General features: G+C 59.3%; 17 protein-coding genes and 1 pseudogene. 6 read left to right on the forward strand and 12 right to left on the reverse strand.

Translation table 11 applies throughout. The annotated features are described in order from the left end of the window. Positions 1 to 3 precede the first annotated feature (3 nt). From FFB58_RS19165 to FFB58_RS19190, 6 genes are read right to left on the reverse strand one after another with little or no spacing between them, the layout of a single operon-like run. Complete coding sequence (locus FFB58_RS19165) at positions 4 to 258, reverse strand: acyl carrier protein (RefSeq protein ID WP_039032489.1); 255 nt, start codon at positions 256 to 258, stop codon at positions 4 to 6. Between the two features lie 13 nt (positions 259 to 271). After that, entirely contained in the window at positions 272 to 529 is a 258-nt protein-coding gene (locus FFB58_RS19170; protein WP_039032490.1) for a phosphopantetheine-binding protein, read from the reverse strand. Then, positions 504 to 1,325 carry a lysophospholipid acyltransferase family protein gene (locus tag FFB58_RS19175; protein ID WP_039032491.1) on the reverse strand — a complete coding sequence of 274 codons (822 nt, stop codon included), beginning with the start codon at positions 1,323 to 1,325 and terminating at the stop codon, positions 504 to 506. Before FFB58_RS19175 ends, FFB58_RS19170 begins: the two co-directional genes overlap by 26 nt. Then, positions 1,322 to 2,044 carry a beta-ketoacyl synthase chain length factor gene (locus FFB58_RS19180; protein ID WP_039032530.1) on the reverse strand — a complete coding sequence of 241 codons (723 nt, stop codon included), beginning with the start codon at positions 2,042 to 2,044 and terminating at the stop codon, positions 1,322 to 1,324. The genes FFB58_RS19175 and FFB58_RS19180 overlap by 4 nt, the downstream gene beginning before the upstream one ends. A 58-nt stretch (positions 2,045 to 2,102) precedes the next feature. Further along, on the reverse strand, positions 2,103 to 3,164 hold the full coding sequence (locus tag FFB58_RS19185; RefSeq protein WP_138370727.1) for a methyltransferase: 1,062 nt from the start codon (positions 3,162 to 3,164) through the stop codon (positions 2,103 to 2,105). Between the two features lie 5 nt (positions 3,165 to 3,169). Further along, entirely contained in the window at positions 3,170 to 4,243 is a 1,074-nt protein-coding gene (locus FFB58_RS19190; protein WP_052246260.1) for an AI-2E family transporter, read from the reverse strand. A gap of 108 nt (positions 4,244 to 4,351) precedes the next feature. On the opposite strand from FFB58_RS19190, the pseudogene FFB58_RS19195 reads away from it, so the two are divergent. Continuing rightward, positions 4,352 to 5,591 (forward strand): annotated as a pseudogene (locus FFB58_RS19195) (MFS transporter). 4 nt (positions 5,592 to 5,595) lie between these two features. On the opposite strand, the gene FFB58_RS19200 reads toward FFB58_RS19195, so the two are convergent. Both FFB58_RS19200 and FFB58_RS19205 read right to left on the reverse strand, forming a co-directional pair. Next, entirely contained in the window at positions 5,596 to 6,153 is a 558-nt protein-coding gene (locus FFB58_RS19200) for a DcrB family lipoprotein (protein WP_039032494.1), read from the reverse strand. A 72-nt stretch (positions 6,154 to 6,225) separates the two neighbouring features. Further along, a complete protein-coding gene (locus FFB58_RS19205; protein WP_138370729.1) occupies positions 6,226 to 6,891 on the reverse strand; it encodes a 7-cyano-7-deazaguanine/7-aminomethyl-7-deazaguanine transporter in 666 nt (221 codons plus the stop codon). 170 nt (positions 6,892 to 7,061) lie between these two features. Here FFB58_RS19205 and tusA point away from each other — a divergent pair, with 170 nt between their 5' ends. The 4 genes from tusA to FFB58_RS19225 all read left to right on the forward strand — a co-directional run bounded on the left by tusA (position 7,062) and on the right by FFB58_RS19225 (position 10,323). After that, a complete protein-coding gene (gene tusA, locus FFB58_RS19210; RefSeq protein ID WP_039032496.1) occupies positions 7,062 to 7,304 on the forward strand; it encodes a sulfurtransferase TusA in 243 nt (80 codons plus the stop codon). A 228-nt stretch (positions 7,305 to 7,532) separates the two neighbouring features. Beyond that, positions 7,533 to 8,504 carry a TRAP transporter substrate-binding protein gene (locus FFB58_RS19215; RefSeq protein WP_039032497.1) on the forward strand — a complete coding sequence of 324 codons (972 nt, stop codon included), beginning with the start codon at positions 7,533 to 7,535 and terminating at the stop codon, positions 8,502 to 8,504. 12 nt (positions 8,505 to 8,516) lie between these two features. Continuing rightward, a complete protein-coding gene (locus tag FFB58_RS19220) occupies positions 8,517 to 9,026 on the forward strand; it encodes a TRAP transporter small permease (RefSeq protein ID WP_138370730.1) in 510 nt (169 codons plus the stop codon). Positions 9,027 to 9,036: 10 nt separating this feature from the next. Continuing rightward, complete coding sequence (locus FFB58_RS19225; RefSeq protein WP_138370731.1) at positions 9,037 to 10,323, forward strand: TRAP transporter large permease; 1,287 nt, start codon at positions 9,037 to 9,039, stop codon at positions 10,321 to 10,323. Positions 10,324 to 10,412: 89 nt separating this feature from the next. Here the strand turns inward: FFB58_RS19225 and zntA are convergent, their stop codons facing one another. Further along, the gene (gene zntA / locus FFB58_RS19230; RefSeq protein WP_138370732.1) at positions 10,413 to 12,599 is read right to left on the reverse strand and encodes a Zn(II)/Cd(II)/Pb(II) translocating P-type ATPase ZntA; all 2,187 of its coding nucleotides are present in this window, start codon (positions 12,597 to 12,599) and stop codon (positions 10,413 to 10,415) included. A gap of 72 nt (positions 12,600 to 12,671) precedes the next feature. Beyond that, a complete protein-coding gene (locus FFB58_RS19235) occupies positions 12,672 to 13,298 on the reverse strand; it encodes a lysoplasmalogenase (RefSeq protein WP_039032500.1) in 627 nt (208 codons plus the stop codon). Positions 13,299 to 13,426: 128 nt separating this feature from the next. Between FFB58_RS19235 and FFB58_RS19240 the strand changes: the two genes are divergently transcribed. Next, positions 13,427 to 13,786 carry a DUF2500 domain-containing protein gene (locus tag FFB58_RS19240; RefSeq protein WP_138370733.1) on the forward strand — a complete coding sequence of 120 codons (360 nt, stop codon included), beginning with the start codon at positions 13,427 to 13,429 and terminating at the stop codon, positions 13,784 to 13,786. A 57-nt stretch (positions 13,787 to 13,843) separates the two neighbouring features. Here the strand turns inward: FFB58_RS19240 and FFB58_RS19245 are convergent, their stop codons facing one another. Together FFB58_RS19245 and rsmD are read right to left on the reverse strand one after the other, a co-directional pair. Further along, positions 13,844 to 14,125 carry a DUF1145 family protein gene (locus FFB58_RS19245; protein ID WP_039032502.1) on the reverse strand — a complete coding sequence of 94 codons (282 nt, stop codon included), beginning with the start codon at positions 14,123 to 14,125 and terminating at the stop codon, positions 13,844 to 13,846. Then, positions 14,109 to 14,711, reverse strand: coding sequence for a 16S rRNA (guanine(966)-N(2))-methyltransferase (gene rsmD, locus FFB58_RS19250; protein ID WP_138370734.1), 603 nt, complete (start codon positions 14,709 to 14,711; stop codon positions 14,109 to 14,111). The genes FFB58_RS19245 and rsmD overlap by 17 nt, the downstream gene beginning before the upstream one ends. Positions 14,712 to 14,825 lie beyond the last annotated feature (114 nt).

A 14,825-nucleotide genomic window follows, 5' to 3' on the forward strand; every position in this document is an offset into this window, starting at 1 on the left:
GTATCAGGCTTCGCGCAGCAGTTTTTCTACCGCATCCACCACGTCCTGCACGGTACGCACCGACTTGAAGGTTTCCGGTTTGATGCGGGCACCGGTGCGCTTCTGGAGGTGCACCACCATGTCGACGGCGTCGATGCTGTCCAGCTCCAGATCTTCGTACAGGCGCGCCTCAGGGGTGATGTCATCGGGCGCAACTTCAAACAGGGTGATCAGCAGGGAGGTCACTTCCTGATAAACGGATTTTTGTTCAGTCGTCATGTTCAGTTCAATCTCAGGCGCGTTGGGCAGTAATGAAAGAGGCCAGGGTGGCAACGGAATAGAAGTGCTGACGCATCTCTTCGCTTTCGGCAGATAACACCACGCCGTACTGGTTTTTTACCGCCAGACCCAGCTCAAGGGCATCGATCGAGTCGAGCCCCAACCCATCGCCAAACAACGGGGCATCCGTATCGATATCCTCTGCGGTCAATTCGTCCAGATTCAGGGTCGTAATAATAAGATTTTTAATTTCCAGGTAGAGCGCTTGCATCATTAATTCCTGACAAAGATTGAAGACCGGCTGTTAAGCGATGCTGCAGGTGCCGGTTGAGCTGTCTGGCCGCCAGAGCGGGCTCCTGAACTGCTGCATCGTAAAAATCATTAATATTCACCCGCTCACGGACATCGACCGTGAAAAAGGGTTTGTTCGGCGGTATGTCATACCACCGGCTCTGTTTATCGAGCAGATGCTCGCTGCAGTGGATCAGCACCAGCCGCAGGTCGCTGGCGCACCGCACCGCAATGTTCGCCGCGCCGCGCTGCAGGGTAATGGCTTTTCCCGCCTGCGTGCGCGTCCCTTCCGGGAAGATCAGCAGGGTGTCGCCCTGGCTCAGCCGCTGCTGACAGGCGCTCAGAAGCGTGTCGGCCTCGCTGTTGATCAGGTAATCCGCCGCCCGGATCGCCCCGCTGAGAAAGGGGTTGCGCAGCAGGGCACCTTTCACCAGGCAGTCGGTTTCCGGCATCACCGAGGCGATAAGCACGTAGTCAATCAGCGTCGGATGGTTCGCCACCACCAGACAGCCGCGCTCCTGGCGCAGCACGTCGAGATTGTCGAAGCGGTAATCCAGCACGCCGAGCGCGCGCGCCACGGTTAAAAACGTCCGGAAGCTGGCGGCAATGCTGCGTCGGGCGAGGCGACGACGACGGGCGCGATCCCGCTGGACCAGGTTCAGCAGGTTGAACCACACCAGGGACAGCAGCAGCCCGCCCACGCCAAACAGCACGAAGCACAGACCGGTCATCACCAGCCGCCAGCCGCGGCTCAGCGCCGCCCGGACGGCGTTCATGCCCGCGTCCACTGCCACCGCAGGCGCTCGCCGGGCACCGCAAACTGCGCATCGTCACCCAGGTAGTGGCGCAGGAACAGCAGGCTCTGCGGCAGGGGGAGCTCTTCGTCGCAGCGGGCAGGGCGGGTTTCGCAGCACAGGTCGTTACCGGCCTCGATAACCAGCGCCAGGGCATAGGGCCAGGCAGGCATCTGCTCTGGAAGGGAAGGGCGGTAAAAGTCGGGCAGGGCACCGTCGAAATCCACCATCAGCACTCGCTTATACCCGGCATGCAGCAGGCTCAGCACCTCGCACAGCCCCTGCTGGAAGGTGTCCATTCCGGCGGAGAGCGACGACGAGACAATCGGCTGCCGCGCGGCGATGGTGAGATTGCCCACCGCGGAGTTGTGCACTGACATGGCGAAGTCGGTGGGGGAGACATCCAGCCCGGTCGCCAGGGCGTGCAGGAGACGATAGTTACGCTCCAGCTCGCCATGACGGCTGGTGTATACCACGGCGTCGATAGCGTGCTTTCGCACCATCGCCATCCCGCACTCCACCGCCAGCTTGCTGCCTGAACTCAGGCGGCGGGCGGTCATCATCGGCAGTTCGGACAGTTTGGCCTGCGGCGCAGCAGGATCGATGGCGTGCAGACCCTGTGACCATGCCTGCCACTGACTGGCATCACAAAGGCCTGGCGCTCTGGCTTGCCAGTCGAGAATGTTAAGTGCAAATTTCATCTGCGCGCGTCCGCGAAAACCCGTCATCCGGTAGCGCCGCCAGGATCAGGCGGCGTTATTAGTCATTTTTCTGGCAAATCAACAGGGTGTGGCCCACCCCGAGATTGTCATGCCGCTCTTCTACCCGGAATCCTGCTTGTTCCAGATAGTGATAAAATTTCTCTGCGCTGTAAAAACGGCTGTTGCCGTTCGCCATACAGGTGAAATAGAGCGAGGTGGCGTTCAGGCTGAAGGCGGCCGCTTCGAATCGCTGCACATCCCAGAACAGTTCCAGAATGCACAGGCGGGCACCCGGCTTCATCACCTTCGCCACGTTGCTCAGCAGGGTCACAATCCGATCGGGAGAGAAGCAGTCCAGAAACTGGCTCATCCACCAGACATCAGCGTCATCCGGCAGAGCAGCGTCGCTAAGCATATCGACAGGATGGAACCCAATACGATGAGATAATCCTGCTTTTGCGATATTTTCCTGGGCCAGTGCAATTTGCTGCGGCAGATCGAGCAGCGTAACGGCGACATTTTCATCGTATCTACAGCAGCGTAGCGCCCATTTACCCGTATTGCCGCCGACATCGTACAATTTTGTCGGCTTGCTTGCGAATATAAGGGGCAATGCGGCGTCGAATGCGCCGTCGGAATAGAAGTGATCGAACGCAAACCAGCTCCGCCGCGCCTGGTCGGGCAGGGCAGAGAGCGCCGGATAAATGGTCGGCCAGTCGCCAAAGACCGCAAGCCCCGCCGGTCTCTCCGCTTTCAGGGAGTCGGCAAGGTGAAACAGCCCCTGGTAGCAAACGTCTTGGGTGAAATCCATGTTTACGCGGGTCATGCTGTCGTGCAGCAGATAGTGGCCGATTTTCGCCAGATAGTAGCGGCCGTCGCTGTGGGTCACTATCCGCCCGCTTAACCCCATATCCAGCAGAACCCCGACGCCATAGTCGCCGAGGGTGCTGTTGGCCACGATCTCCTCAAGCGTCGCACCGCGCTGGCCCTGTTGGTCCAGCCAGGCGAGTACCCCGGAGTTACGCAGGCAGAGCGCGGTCTGGAACAGCATCGGGGCAAAGGCGATACGTTGCGCTTCGGTGATAGCCTCAAGCGCGCTGAGGCTGTCCTTTTCGTACATGAATGTTATCCCGGTAGCTTGCTTTTCGGTCTGCCTGGCCCGAGCAGGATCGCCAGTTTGCTCCCGCCCTTAGTGGTCTCCATCCAGATCTTACAGACGCTGGTGAGCGGCACGGACAGTAACATTCCTACCGGACCGAGTAACCAGCCCCAGATCAATAACGACAGAAATACCACCAGGGTGGACATCCCCAGCCGGTGGCCCATCATGCGCGGCTCGACGATATTGCCCAGCACCATGTGGACCACCAGGAACAGCGCGCCCACCATCATGCATTCGTAAAAACCGTTAAACAGAAACGCCTGGATCATCGGCGGCACGGCGGAAATCACCGCCCCGATGTTGGGAACATAGTTCAGCAGGAAGGCCAGCACGCCCCACATCAGGGCAAACTGTACCCCCAGCAGCGCCAGCCCCAGCCAGACGATGGCCCCGGTCCACAGGCTTAACAGCGTTTTCAGCGCCAGATAGTGGGAAACGCCCTTCAGCGCGCGGTGTAAACCGGCGATATGGATCTGCGGATTATTGAGGGCGAAACGCATTTTGTACGGCACGTGGCGCACTTCAAACAGCATAAACACCACGGTCATCACCAGCAGCAGGATGCTGGCCATCGCCCCGGACAGCTGGGTCATCAGCGCCGTGGCAAAGGTCATCACCTTTTCCGAGTCCATCCGTCTCAGCATGCGCTCCGGGGAGATATGCAGGTTGAGGAACGGGAACATCTGCTGCAGATCGACAATCTTGCGCGTCAGCTCTTTGTTGTATTTCGGCAGCATGGCGGCAAATTCATTGAGCGAGGCCGCCAGCACCCCAAACAGCGCCGTCAGGCCAATCAGCATCACCAGCACCACAATGGTGATGGCGACAGGGCGGCTCACCCCCCGGCGCAAAAACCAGGTGACGAGAGGGTTAAGGACGATGGCGAAAAAGAGCGCCAGCAAGAGCTGTACGAGAATATCTGCTGCGGCGTGAATGCCTGCCAGGATGATGACCAGACAGGCCAGCTTCATCAAAATATGAAGACCCGCTTTATCAGTGGGCGGAAGACCCGTTTTATCGGGTGGTGTGATGATCATGGTTTTTCCTCTTATAAGATGCTCATAAGTGTAGTGCGCGCGCGGCGCTTCGGCTGACGCTGTTATTCTTAAAGTCACTGCTGCATTTCTGCCCCTGGCATGGTAATAGTGAAACACTGTTGTAAAAATTCTGGTGAACCTGATGCCCGAACCTGCCGCCGAACCGGCACTGAGTGGATTACGCCTCAACCTGCGTATTGTTTCCGTCGTTATTTTCAACTTTGCCAGCTACCTGACCATCGGCCTGCCGCTGGCCGTCCTGCCGGGCTATGTGCATGACATCATGGGCTTTAGCGCCTTCTGGGCGGGCCTGGTAATCAGCCTGCAATACTTCGCCACCCTGCTAAGCCGCCCCTATGCCGGGCGCTATGCCGATCTGTTCGGGCCAAAAAGCATCGTGGTGCTGGGGCTGTGCGGCTGCTTCCTCAGTGGGGTGAGCTATTTTCTCGCCGGACTCACCAGCGGCTGGCCGGTGGTGAGCCTTGCGTTGCTCTGTTTTGGTCGGGTGATTTTAGGCGTCGGGCAGAGCCTTGCCGGCACCGGCTCCACCCTGTGGGGCGTGGGCGTGGTGGGAGCCTCGCACATCGGGCGGGTGATCTCCTGGAACGGGATTGTCACCTACGGGGCGATGGCAATGGGGGCCCCGCTGGGCGTACTTTGCTATCGCTACACCGGCCTGAACGGGCTGGCGCTGACCATCATGGGGGTGGCGCTGCTGGCGATTTTGTTCGCCCTGCCGCGCCCGAAAGTCAAAGCCAGCAAGGGCAAGCCGATGCCGTTTCGCGCGGTGCTGGGGCGCGTCTGGCCCTACGGCATGGCGCTGGCCCTCGGCTCGGCGGGCTTTGGGGTGATCGCCACCTTCATTACGCTGTTCTACGCCGATAAAGGCTGGGACGGGGCAGCCTTTGCGCTGACGCTGTTTAGCTGCGCCTTCGTCGGTACGCGTCTGCTGTTCCCGAACGGCATCAACCGGCTGGGCGGGCTGAATGTGGCGATGATCTGCTTTGGCGTCGAGATTATCGGCCTGCTGCTGACCGGCATCGCCGGGGAGCCGTGGGTGGCGCGGATCGGGGTGTTCCTCGCCGGGGCAGGCTTCTCGCTGGTCTTCCCGGCGCTGGGCGTGGTGGCGGTGAAGGCCGTGCCGCAGCAGAATCAGGGCGCGGCGCTGGCGACCTACACGGTGTTTATGGATATGTCGCTGGGGATCACCGGGCCGCTGGCCGGGCTGGTAATGGCGTGGGCCGGCGTGCCGGTTATCTATCTGGCAGCGGCGGGGCTGGTGGCGGTGACGTTACTGCTGACGTGGCGGCTAAAAAAATGGCCTCCGGAGGAGGCCATTTCATCGTGATAACTTACTGAATCACGAGGGTATTGATGATGTTCTCTGCGGCGGTCTGCGCTTTCTGCTGATCGTCAGCAGGCAGCGTGATCTGCAGGGTCAGCAGCTTGTTGTCCACTTTTCCCAGCACCACGGAAGAGTAGGCGGTCTGGCCTTTGGCAGAGATGATGCTGTCCAGCTGCTGCAGGTTGTGGCCTTTCAGCTCGATGGTTTTGTTGGTGACCACCTGCAGCTGCGGGTCGCGGCTGCGCTGCTGATCTTCCAGACGTTTCGCCAGCACGCCCAGGTCTTCGCTGGTGTCGTCGCCGACGATCACAATCACCGCTTTTTGCCCGGTGGCATCGGAGTAGACGTGCATGTTATTCGACTGGGTGCCCAGCTTGCCGCTCTGATCGGTCATATCCGCAGGCAGCGAGAAGCTGAGTTTGCCATCCATCAGGCTGACCGGCTGACCCGTGGCATTGCTTTCAGCAGACGCACCCTGAGCAGGCGTTTTGGTGTCGCTGTTGTCACAAGCAGCAAGCCCCATCACCAGCAGGCCAATCCCGACATATTTAACCAGATTGCGCATTGAATTCTTCCTTTCGATAAACGGCCATAACGGCGCATCTGCTCATCTTAACACAACTGTTCAGGGGAACCCTTAACCTGCCCGCAATGCCGACATTTCAGATTTATCCGCGAATCTTTTCAGCAACATATTCAGCAGCACGCCGTACATCGGCAGGAAGAAGACCAGGCTGATAAGCACCTTAAAGGCGTAGTCCACCAGCGCGATTTCCATCCAGTGTTCGGCCATAAAGGCATCCGGGCTACGCCAGAAAGCGATAAAGAAGAAGGCCAGCGTATCGCTGACGTTGCCAAACAGCGTGGAGGCGGTCGGTGCCATCCACCAGCGATGGTTCTGGCGCAGGCGGTTAAACACATGCACGTCGAGGATCTGCCCCAGCGCGTAGGCCATAAAGCTGGCGGCGGCGATACGGGCGACAAACAGGTTAAAGTGCGCCAGCGCCCCGAAGCCCTGCCAGCTTCCCATGTAGAACAGCGAGGAGATCACGTACGAGACAAACAGCGCCGGCAGCATGACGGCAAAAATAATGCGTCGGGCCAGAGGTGCGCCAAAGATACGGACGGTGAGGTCGGTCGCGAGGAAGATAAACGGGAAACTGAACGCGCCCCAGGTGGTATGAAAACCAAAAATGGAGATCGGGAGCTGCACAAGGTAGTTACTGGAGGTGATCACCAGCAGATGAAAAAGCGAAAGCCAGAACAACGCTTTTACGCGCTGCGATTGAGTAAAGGAGTTCATATTGTACCTTTTTGATTAAAAATTTGGGGTGAGGGAACCCAATAAAACCGCCGCATCATACTGCTTTCACTATGCTTTGCAACGGCTAATTTTTACGCAATCGTTAACCTGGTTTGCATTGCCCGGTCCGGGGCGTAAACTACTGCCGTTTTTATCTGGACGAGACGACGATGACCGATCTGTTTACCCACCCGGACCACACCCTTGATGCCCAGGGCCTGCGCTGCCCGGAACCCGTCATGATGGTGCGCAAAACCGTGCGCACGATGCAAACCGGCGAAACGCTGTTAATTATTGCCGACGATCCGGCTACCACCCGCGATATTCCCGGCTTCTGTACCTTTATGGAACATGAGCTGCTGGCGCAGGAGACCGCGTCGCTGCCGTATCGGTATCTTATCCGCAAAGGCTAATGCCATTTTGCCCGGCGGCGCTTCGCTTGCACGGGCCTACGCGTAGGCCGGGTAAGGCGCAGCCGCCACCCGGCATGACCGCCGCCACAAATTTAAACCACCATTTCATTTTTTAGCGCTTTTTGTGAAGTGCTTCACCCACGTTTTCCAGGCAGTAGGCTAGTTTTGAAGCGTTAATAATTAAAACAACGTTCCGATACTCACCCTCACTACCCTGGAGTTGACTCAATGAAAACGACCCTCAAGCCGTTGCTGGCTGCTCTGTGCCTGTCAGCTTTTGCTGCCTCCGTCTCTGCGCAAACCATTAAAGCCGCTGATGTGCATCCCGAAGGCTACCCTAACGTGGTGGCGGTACAGCATATGGGTGAAAAACTCAAACAACAAACCGACGGCAAGCTGGATATCAAAGTCTTCCCGGGCGGGGTGTTGGGTGATGAGAAGCAGATGATCGAGCAGGCGCAAATGGGCGCCATCGACATGATCCGCGTCTCTATGGCGCCGGTTGCGGCGATTCTGCCGGATATCGAAGTCTTTACCCTGCCCTACGTTTTCCGCGATGAAGACCATATGCACAAAGTGATCGACGGCGATATCGGCAAATCCATCGGCGAGAAGCTCACGAATAACCCGAAATCCCGTCTCGTCTTCCTCGGCTGGATGGACTCCGGCACCCGTAACCTGATCACCAAGAACCCGGTGGTGAAACCTGAAGATCTGAAAGGGATGAAGATCCGCGTTCAGGGTAGCCCGGTAGCGCTGGCCACGCTGAAAGATATGGGCGCCAACTCGGTCGCGATGGGGGTCAGTGAAGTGTACAGCGGCATGCAGACCGGCGTTATCGACGGCGCAGAGAATAACCCACCGACCTTTATCGCCCACAACTACATGCCGGTTGCCAAAAACTACACCCTCAGCGGCCACTTTATCACCCCGGAAATGCTGCTCTACTCCAAAGTGAAGTGGGACAAGCTGAGCGCCGACGAGCAGGAGAAGATTAAGACTCTGGCCCGTGAAGCCCAGATGGAGCAACGCAAACTGTGGCAGGAATACAACGCCCAGGCGCTGGAAAAAATGAAGGCCGGCGGCGTGCAGTTCCATGACATCGACAAGGCCGTCTTTATCAAAGCGACAGAGCCGGTGCGCGCCCAGTATGGCGAGAAGCATCAGGATCTGATGAAAGCGATCGCTGACGTTCAGTAAGCCGGAGTCTCTATGTCCGAACTTTATCTAAAGTGGATGGACCGTCTCTACCTGCTGGCGATGGCCGTAGCCGGGCTGTCGCTGCTGGTGATGACTATCGTTATCCCCATTGGCATCTTTTCGCGCTACGTACTCAACCGCGGTGAGTCGTGGCCGGAGCCGATTGCCATTATCTGCATGGTGACGTTCACCTTTATCGGCGCGGCGGTGAGCTACCGCGCCGGCTCGCATATTGCGGTGAATATGCTTACTGACAGATTACCGGCTTCACTGAAAACGCTCTGCGCGCGCGCGGTGGATCTGCTGATGCTGGCGATCTCGGGGATCATGTTCTGGTACAGCTACCTGCTGTGCATTGAACTCTGGGAGCAACCGGTGGCGGAGTTCCCGATCATGACCTCCGGCGAAAGCTATCTGCCATTGCCGATCGGATCGGCGGTGTTAATCCTGTTTGTGCTTGAGCGCCTGATGTTTGGCTCTCAGGAACATCGCCCGGTCGTGCTGATCGGCAACCACAGTTAAGGGGTGAACAATGGATGCATTTGTTTTGTTATTCACCCTCGCCATTCTGCTGGCGCTGGGGATGCCGGTGGCCTTTGCCGTCGGCTTAAGTGCCGTGGCCGGTGCGCTGTGGATTGACCTGCCGCTGGAAGCGCTGATGATCCAGATAACCAGCGGGGTGAATAAGTTCACCCTGCTGGCGATCCCGTTCTTTATCCTCGCCGGGGCGATCATGGCGGAAGGGGGCATTGCCCGCCGTCTGGTGAACTTTGCCTATATCTTCGTCGGCTTTATTCGCGGCGGGCTGTCGCTGGTGAATATCGTCGCCTCCACCTTCTTCGGCGCGATTTCCGGCTCCTCGGTGGCGGATACCGCCTCCATCGGGACAGTGATGATCCCGGAGATGGAGAAGAAGGGCTATCCGCGCGAATACGCGGCGGCGGTGACCGCCAGCGGTTCGGTGCAGGCGATTTTGATCCCGCCCAGCCACAACTCGGTGATTTACTCGCTGGCGGCCGGGGGCACCGTCTCCATCGCCACGCTGTTTATCGCGGGCGTGCTGCCGGGGCTGTTGCTGGGAGTCTGTCTGATGGTACTGTGCCTGGGCTTTGCCCATAAGCGCGGTTATCCGAAGGGCGAACGGATCCCGTTTAAGCAGGCGCTGAAAATCTTCTTCGATGCCCTGTGGGGGCTGATGACGGTGGTGATTATCCTGGGCGGTATTTTGTCGGGGATCTTTACCGCCACGGAATCTGCGGCGGTCGCCTGCCTGTGGGCGTTCTTTGTCACCATGTTTATCTATCGCGACTACAAGTGGAACGAGCTGCCGAAGCTGATGTGCCGCACGGTGAAGACGGTAACCATCGTGATGATCCTGATCGGCTTTGCGGCGGCGTTTGGCGCGGTGATGACCTACATGCAGCTGCCGATGCGGATCACCGAGTTCTTTACTTCACTCTCGGATAACAAGTACGTGATCCTGATGTACCTCAACATCATGCTGCTGCTGATTGGCACCCTGATGGACATGGCGCCGATCATCCTGATCCTGACCCCTGTCCTGCTGCCGGTGACCAATTCGCTGGGCATCGATCCGGTGCATTTCGGCATGATCATGATGGTAAACCTTGGGATCGGTCTGATTACCCCGCCGGTAGGATCGGTGCTGTTTGTTGCCAGTGCGGTGAGCAAGCAGAAGATTGAGGCGGTGGTGCGGGAGATGCTGCCATTCTACGGCATGTTGCTGGTGGTGCTGGGGATGGTGACCTACATTCCGGCCATTTCGTTGTGGTTGCCGCGTATGTTGGGTATGCAGTAGTAAAAATGCCGGGCGGCGCTGCGCTTGCCCGGCCTACGGTTCGAGGACGTTGTAGGCCCGGTAAGGCGCAGCCGCCACCGGGCGTTTTCTTACCGACCACGCAACAACCGCAACGCGTTCGCCGTCACTAATACCGTCGCCCCGGTATCCGCCAGCACCGCCAGCCACAATCCCGTTATTCCCAGTAGCGTGGTCACCAGGAAAATCCCCTTTAACCCCAGCGCAATAGCGATGTTCTGCCGAATATTGGCCCGGGTGGCGCGGGCAAGAGCAATCATCTGCGCCAGCCCGGTCAGGCGGTTGTGGGTGAGCGCCGCATCGGCGGTCTCCAGCGCCACGTCGGTGCCGCTGCCCATCGCGATCCCAATCGTGGCCGCCTTCATCGCCGGGGCGTCGTTGATCCCATCCCCGACCATCGCCAGCGGCGCTTGCGCATTCAGCGCCGTCACCGCCTGCACTTTATCGGCGGGCAGCAGGCCAGCGCGGAAGTCCAGCCCCAGTTCACCGGCAATGGCAGCCGCCGCGCGCGGGTTATCCCCGGTCAAAATCACCCCGTTGACCCCAAGCTGGTGCAGGGCCTGAACCGCCTCTTTCGCATCCTCACGCAAAGTGTCGCGCAGGGTAATCAGCCCTTTTGCCACGCCATCCTGCGCGAGCATGACCACCGTCTGTCCGGCCTGCTCAAGAGACGCGATTTGCGCCGTCAACGGCGGGGCAGGGAATTTATCCGCCGCACAAATCAGGATCGTGCTGTCCGCTACCCTGGCCTCGATGCCCGAACCCATCAGCGCGCGCTGGGCACTCGCTGCCGCAATCGTCAGACTCCGGGCCTTTGCTTCACGTACAATCGCCTGCGCCAGCGGGTGGGTGGAACCTTCCTCCACCGCCGCTGCCAGCGCCAGCAGATCGTTTTCGCTGATGTTGAGAGGATAAACGCCCGTCACCTGCGGCTTGCCGACCGTCAGAGTGCCGGTTTTATCGAAGGCCACCTGCTGCACCTGCGCCAGCTGCTCCAGCGCCGCGCCGCCCTTAATCAACGCGCCACGTCGCGCCGCCGCCGCCAGCCCGGAGGTGATGGCCGCCGGGGTGGAGATCACCAGCGCGCACGGACAGCCAATCAGCAGCAGGGTCAGCCCCTTATAGATCCAGCCCTCCCACGGGGCGCTGAACAGCAGCGGCGGCACCACGGCCACCAGCAGGGCAACCAGCATAATCACCGGGGTATAGATGCGGCTGAAACGGTCGATGAAACGCTCCACCGGGGCGCGGCGCTCTTCGGCCTCTTCGATCAGCTTCAGGATGCGATCGATGGCGCTGTCACCGGGTTCGGACAACACCCTCAGCTCGACCAGCCGATCGACGCTGGTGGCCCCCGCCGGGACTTTTTCCCCGGCGGTGCGATCCACCGGGATGGATTCGCCGGTCAGCGCGCTTTCGTCAAAGCTGGCCGCGGCGGTAAGCAGCGTTCCGTCAGCGGGCAGACGGCCCCCGGCGGCGACTTCGATCACATCCCCCGGACGCAGCGCGGCAATGGGCACGGTTTTGCGCTCGCCGTTAATCACCTGGGTGGCGGTCTCGGGCTTCAGCGCCATCAGCGCGCTCACCCCTTTACGCGCCCGGCTCGCCGCCCAGCCTTCGAGCCGCTCGCCAATCAGAAACAGCAGCAGCACCATCGCCGCTTCCGCCGTGGCGCCGATAAACAGCGCCCCGATGGCGGCCACGCTCATCAGCGTTTCGATGGCGAACCAGCTGCCGCTTTTCATCAGGCGCAGCGCCTGACGGGCCACCGGCCATAGCCCGACGAGGGTGGTGGCGATAAAGGCAAGGTTGCCGAGCGGGTGGTTGAACTGCGTAAGGATCCAGCTCAGCGCCATCAGCACCACCAGCGTGATGAGCGGCAGGTTATCGCGCAGCAGGGGGGGTTTTTCGGCCGGGGCGTTTTCGTTGCGCAGGGTGTAGCCCGCTTTCACCACTGCGGCCTCGACCTGGGTGCTGACGTTGCTTGCCGCATCCACCAGCAGTTTTTCCGTGGCAAACAGCACCTGGACATGATTCACGCCCGGCACCTGGCGAACGGCGGTTTCTACTTTGCGGGCGCAGGCGGCGCAGTCCATGCCGTTGACCACCCAGCTGTAACGCTGGCCTTCTACGGGCGGCACGGTTTCGGCCTGCGGCGCAGCGTGATCCACGGCGCAACAGGCGTCTTTAGCGGGAAGGGGGGCAAGCTTAAGCGCCGAGAACTGCAGCACTTTTTTCGGTGTTTCTGGAGTCGACATGGCACTCTCCGGCAATGATAATTTTCTCATTAACCGCAGTATGCACTCTGGAGTCGACTCCAGAGTCAAGCGTTAAATATAGAGCGAACGCACAATCAGGAAGTGCCCGGCAAAATAGCACGCGGCGGCAATGGCGTTATCGGCGCGGAAACGGCGACGATAGTGGCTACCCAGCCAGACGATATTGCCCAGCAGCAGGAGCGTAGCGCCGATGAAGGCCGACAGCGCCGGAGCCGTTGGACGGAAGAACCACAGCTCGCCCGCAAGCCACACCATCACCAGGGTCATGGCGATAAAAGTACACACCGCCCAGCGCAGCTCTTCCAGACGAGACCAGATCACCGCGATCAGCAGCGCGCCAATCACCAGCAGCGCCAGCGGCAGCGGCCAGAAGAAGGAGAGCGTCATCTGGCTGGCAAAATAGATGGTGTAGAGCAGATGCGATAAGAAGAAGGCCCCCACGGCATACAGCAGACGCTGGCGCGGCAGCAGGGTCAGGGCATCGCCTGCCAGCGAGGCGCAGAGCCCGGCGAGTACCAGGTAGCTGATCGCGTTAAACATCGGCGCCTGCCAGGCCAGCAGCAGCAGGAGCAACAGGGTGACGGGTTTAAAAAGCCAGCGCTGCCAGGCAGGGCCGCGGTAGGACGCATCGACATACAGCCATGCGGAGAAACAGACAGCGATAAATGACCAAAGCATATTAAGTCCCTGTATCTGTTATTGTTGAATAAACAGTTTCACTTCAGTGTAGTGGTGCAGACGGGCCAATAGCAATGCCTGACGCGGCACGCTATTCTGATTTCAGCCTGGTCTTATAGGATGGTCTAATGAGCAAGATGCCGCTCTTTTTTATTATCGTGCTGGCGATTATCGTCGTTGCAGCGTCATTTCGTTTTGTGCAGCAGCGCCGGGAAAAGGCCGATAACGACGCCGCGCCGCTGCTGCAAAAGCGGGTGGTGGTGAGCAATAAACGGGAAAAAGCCCTCAACGACAGGCGCTCGCGCCAGCAGCAGGTGACGCCCGCCGGCACCACCATGCGCTATGAAGCGAGCTTTAAGCCGGAAAGCGGCGGCCTGGAGATGACCTTTCGCCTCGACGAGAAGCAGTACCATCAGCTGACGGTTGGGGATAAAGGGGTGCTGAGCTACAAGGGATCGCGGTTTGAGGGGTTTGATCCGGCGCCGTGATGTGCGGCGAACCCGTAGGCCCGGTAAGCGAAGCGCCACCGGGCAACAGCGCGCACGTTACTTCTTCGCCTGCGCCTTAAACTTATTCATCCATACCAGCAGCTCAAACACGCCAAAAACAAAGACCCGGAACTGCTGCCAGCCGGTCATTTTCGGGCCATCTTTCGGCATCCCGTTTTTCAGCATCACCATCTGCAGGGCGTGCATGAATGAGGTAAAAATCAGCGCCACGTTGACGAAAATGTTCATCGGGCGCGGGAACGGGTGGACGAGGTTGAGCAGTAAAAATGCCCAGACCCCAATCATCAGCAAACGACCCAGATTAATCAGTACCGGCATCAGTCTCTCCTTGTGATTGTCGGTGATAAAGACGATAGGCGACCTGTCCGGCTACTTTTTCCCGGTGCAGATCCCAGTGGGCAGGCACCGGCGGTAAACCGTTTTCTACCTCGCTCTCGACGTAGATTAGCGCATCATTCGCCAGCCAGCCGTTGTTTTCCAGCAGCGTTAACGTCTCTTCCAGCAGCCCTTTTCGAAACGGCGGATCGACAAACACCACATCGTGCGGCGTGCCCGCCTGGGCCAGAAACGCGAGGGAGTTGGTGTTAACGACGCGGGCGTGCGCCGCTTTTAACGTAACGAGATTTTGCTGCAGCTGCTGGGCGACGCTGCGATCCATCTCCAGCAGCGTGGCGCTGGCGGCGTAGCGCGACAGGGCTTCGATGCCGAGCGCGCCGCTTCCGGCGAAGCAGTCCAGGCAGCGGGCATCTACCATTGAAGGTGCCAGCCAGTTAAACAGCGTCTCGCGGACGCGGTCGGTGGTCGGGCGCAGGCCCGGGCTGTCCGGTACGGGAAGTTTACGGCCTCGCCACTGGCCGCCGATAATGCGGATCTGGCCAGCGGCGGCACGGTTGGGTTTCTTCATATTGTTGCTCAGGTCACTCGTACGGCCTGCGCTTGCAGGCGGTGATGTGCGTTAAGTTAAGTGATAAACTATTTCATCATTTTTTTAGCTTCCATGTATATAGCGCCAGTAATT

The organism is Enterobacter sp. MF024 (assembly GCF_005843915.1).
In the GTDB taxonomy this organism is placed as follows: Bacteria; Pseudomonadota; Gammaproteobacteria; order Enterobacterales; family Enterobacteriaceae; genus Enterobacter; species Enterobacter barmai.